Source organism: Nonomuraea sp. NPDC003201, assembly GCF_053590415.1.
In genome coordinates, this window is sequence record NZ_JBSFTC010000606.1 from 1 (window position 1) to 3255 (window position 3255).

The 3255-nt window shown below is 72.3% G+C and carries 2 protein-coding genes and 1 pseudogene; 2 read left to right on the plus strand and 1 reads right to left on the minus strand.

What is annotated here, in order from left to right; genetic code table 11:
* Positions 1–260, minus strand: a pseudogene (locus ACWDX9_RS61515) (ABC transporter ATP-binding protein); the annotation flags it as partial.
* An 83-nt stretch (positions 261–343) separates the two neighbouring features.
* Here ACWDX9_RS61515 and ACWDX9_RS61520 point away from each other — a divergent pair.
* A complete protein-coding gene (locus ACWDX9_RS61520) occupies positions 344–2698 on the plus strand; it encodes an ATP-binding protein (protein WP_449973150.1) in 2355 nt (784 codons plus the stop codon).
* Positions 2699–3025: 327 nt separating this feature from the next.
* On the plus strand, positions 3026–3255 hold a 230-nt coding region (locus ACWDX9_RS61525; RefSeq protein ID WP_449973151.1), incomplete at its 3' end, for a hypothetical protein.

The window sequence follows — 3255 nt, forward strand, 5'->3', positions numbered from 1 at the left end:
GGGCCCTCGCTGAAGAGGGCGCTGAGGACGCCGGTGGTCGCCAGCAGGCCGAAGGCCGTGAAGACGCCGCCGAGGAGGTTGAGCGTGATCGTGGCGAGGGTGTCGCGCCGGCCGGCCTGCCAGGCCATGCGCATCGCCTGTGCCACGAGTGACGGCAGCCGCCTGGCGATGGTCAGGAAACCGACCTCCGCCAGCTTGTCCTGATGGGCATACCAGTCGGAGAAGGAGATCTCACCGAGCTCGAGCGGCTCATCGACCATGACTTGAGTGTGCCCACGGGCACTGACAGATCTCCACAGATTATGTCTGGGCGCGTGGCGTAGTTGGTGACACACTCACAGTGATGCTGCGATTCGCCGACTTCAGCGACCTGCCGGCCGAGCCGAACGCGTTCGTGGGCCGGGAGTCCGATCTAGATGAGCTCGCCCATCTGATGCGCGTCTCCCGGGCCGTGACCCTCTGCGGCGCGGGCGGCATCGGGAAGACCCGGCTGGCGATGCGGCTCGCGGCCAGGGTGGGCCCCGACCACCCGGGCGGCGTGTGGCTGATCGAGCTGGCCGACCTGGAGAAGGGCGAGCTGAGAGAGTACGTCGCCGCCGCGCTCGGCATCGCGGGCGACCTGGCCGAGTCGATCGCGGGCCGGCGGGCGCTCCTGGTGCTCGACAACTGCGAGCCCGTGATCGGCGAGTGCGCGGAGCTGTGCCGTGACCTGCTCTGCGCCTGTCCGGGGCTCACCGTGCTGGCCACCAGCAGGGAGCCGCTGCGCGTGCCCGGCGAGACCGTGTGGCGGGTGCCTCCCCTGTCGGTGGGTGGGGAGGACAGCGAGGCCGTGCGGCTGTTCGTGGCCAGGGCCACCGCCGCCCGGCCCGACTTCGAGCTGACCGACGAGAGCCGGCCGCTGGTCACGGAGCTGTGCCAGGCGCTCGACGGCCTGCCGCTGGCGATCGAGCTGGCCGCCGCCATGGTGCGGGTCCTGTCCGTCCGCCAGCTCGTCGAGCGGCTGGACGACCGGTTCAGGCTGCTGGCGGGCGGCGCGCGTACGGCTCCGGCCCGGCACCGCACGCTCAGGGCCGCCGTGGACTGGAGCTACCGGCTGCTCTCCCCGCAGGAGCGGCTGCTGCTGCGCCGCACGGCCGCCTTCCGCTCCTCCTGGACGCTCGACCTGGCCGAGGCGGTCTGCTCGGGGCCGGGGCTGCCCGAGGAGGACGTGCTGCTCCGGCTGTGCGATCTGGTGGACAAGTCGCTGGTCGCGCTCGACGGCGAGATCGCCGGTCAGGCGCGCTACCGGCTGCTGGAGACCGTACGGGATTACGCGCTGGAGCAGCTCGCCGAGTCCGGCGAGGAGACGGAGCTGCGGCGCAGGCACCTGACGGCGCTGGCCGCGATGGCGAGCGGGTTCAAGGAGGCGATCGCGCCGGGCGCGCGCACGTCGTGGCCGGTGATCGAGCGGTACGTGAACCTGTTCGACGCGCTCAAGGTCGAGGTCGGCTCGGCCTGCGAGTGGTCGATCGCCATCGGCCTGCCGGAGACCGCGTTGAGCCTGCTGACCGACCTGCGTTACCTGCTGGTCGGCAGCGGCAGGAAGCTCGACATGGCCGAGCGGCTCGACCGGCTGCTGGCCCTCGACGTCCCGCGGATGCGGCCGGCGCTGCGCGGCCAGGCCACGATCCTGCGCGGCGAGCTGGCGCTGGCGGCGGGCGATCTCGAGCTGGCCACGTGGTGCACCCGCGCCGGGCTCGATCTGTGCAGGTCCGTCGACGACGCGTACGGCGAGGCCGTCGGCACGATCGTGCTGGCCCAGCTCACCGGCGAGCCCGACACCCTGGCCCGCGCGCTGGAGCTGGCCAGGCGCTCCGGCGACCTCATCCTGGAGTCGCTGGCCCAGGGCACCCGGGCGCAGTTCGGCCTGCACCACGGCCGCCTGCGGGAGGCGCAGCGCGGGTTCGAGGAGGTGCTGGCGATCAACGAGGGGCTCGACAACCACGTGGGCCGGTCCTTCGCCCACATCGGGCTCGCCCAGGTCGCCAGGCGCTCGGGCGACCTCCCGACGGCCAAGCGGCACTACGAGTCGGGGCTGAGCCTGCTGTTGCACGTGGACGCCAGGCAGCAGATCGTGAGCTGCCTGGCCGGGCTCGGCAAGGTGGCGCTAGACCAGGGCGACCTGGTGGAGGCCAGGGCCAGGTTCACCGAGGCGCTGGTGCTCAGCCGCGACGCGGGGCTGCGCGCGGGCATCGCCAGGCGGCTGGAGGAGTGGGCGGTCCTGGTCTCCGCCGAGGGCGACCACCGGCGCGCGGTCCTGCTGGCCGCCGCCTCGGTGGCGCTGCGCAGCCGCCAGCCGGACGCGCGTACGGAGGACGTCCTGCGACCGGCGCGGATCGGGCTGGGCGAGGCCGTGGTCGGCATGTTGTGGACCGAGGGCGGGGGGATGACCGCCGAACAGGCGGTGGCGTGCGCCCTGGACGGCGCGCTGCCCGAACGCCCCGCGGAGCCGGTCGTACCGGTCAGCCAGGACAGCAGGCTCACGGTCAGGGAGCGCGAGATCGCCGAGCTGATCGCCAGAGGGCTCAGCAACCGGGCCATCGCCGACGAACTGGTCATCAGCCCGGCGACCGCCGCCCGCCACGTGGCCAACATCCTGTCCAAGCTGGGCTTCTCCACACGTACACAGATCGCCGCATGGGTGATCGAGAGCCGCTGATCCGCGTACCTCTCTACACATCACGGAGCCTGCCGGTTTACATCGTCGAATGGCCATGTCAGCGCATGTGCGGCACCCATCTGCACACCTACCGTTGCTACGTGTGATCGGCCGCACCGGCTTTCCACCCTTTGTGGTGCGGCCGATCCATCGGGGACGTCACGCGTCCGCGCGGAGCTGGGCCTCCTCGGAGGGGTGGAGGTCCGGTTCCGGGCGCGTGGCAGCGGGCTCGAGTCGCGCAGGGCTCGGGCCCGCCCGCGGGAATGCACATCTGCCTACATAGATCGGTCGATGCTGTGCATGCCCGGCGGCCGTACGTTGGCGGTCATGAAGCCTGCCGCCTCGACCACCGGGACCGTGATCCACGAGGTGTTCCGCCAGGCGTACGAGCGTGGGGAGCGGCCGGCGCTCGTCGATCTGCGCGGCGGCCACGTCTACGGCTACCGCAGGCTGGTGACCGAGGTGACCAGGGCGGCCTCGGGGCTCGTACGCAGGGGCGCGCGGCGCGACCAGGTGGTGGGCGTGCACGTCTCGACGGCCGGCGCGCAGACGCTGGC

Coding starts and splice junctions, on each gene's coding strand:
- ACWDX9_RS61520 (WP_449973150.1), top strand. CDS start 344: ATGCTGCGATTCGCCGACTTCAGCGACCTGCCGGCCGAGCCGAACGCG.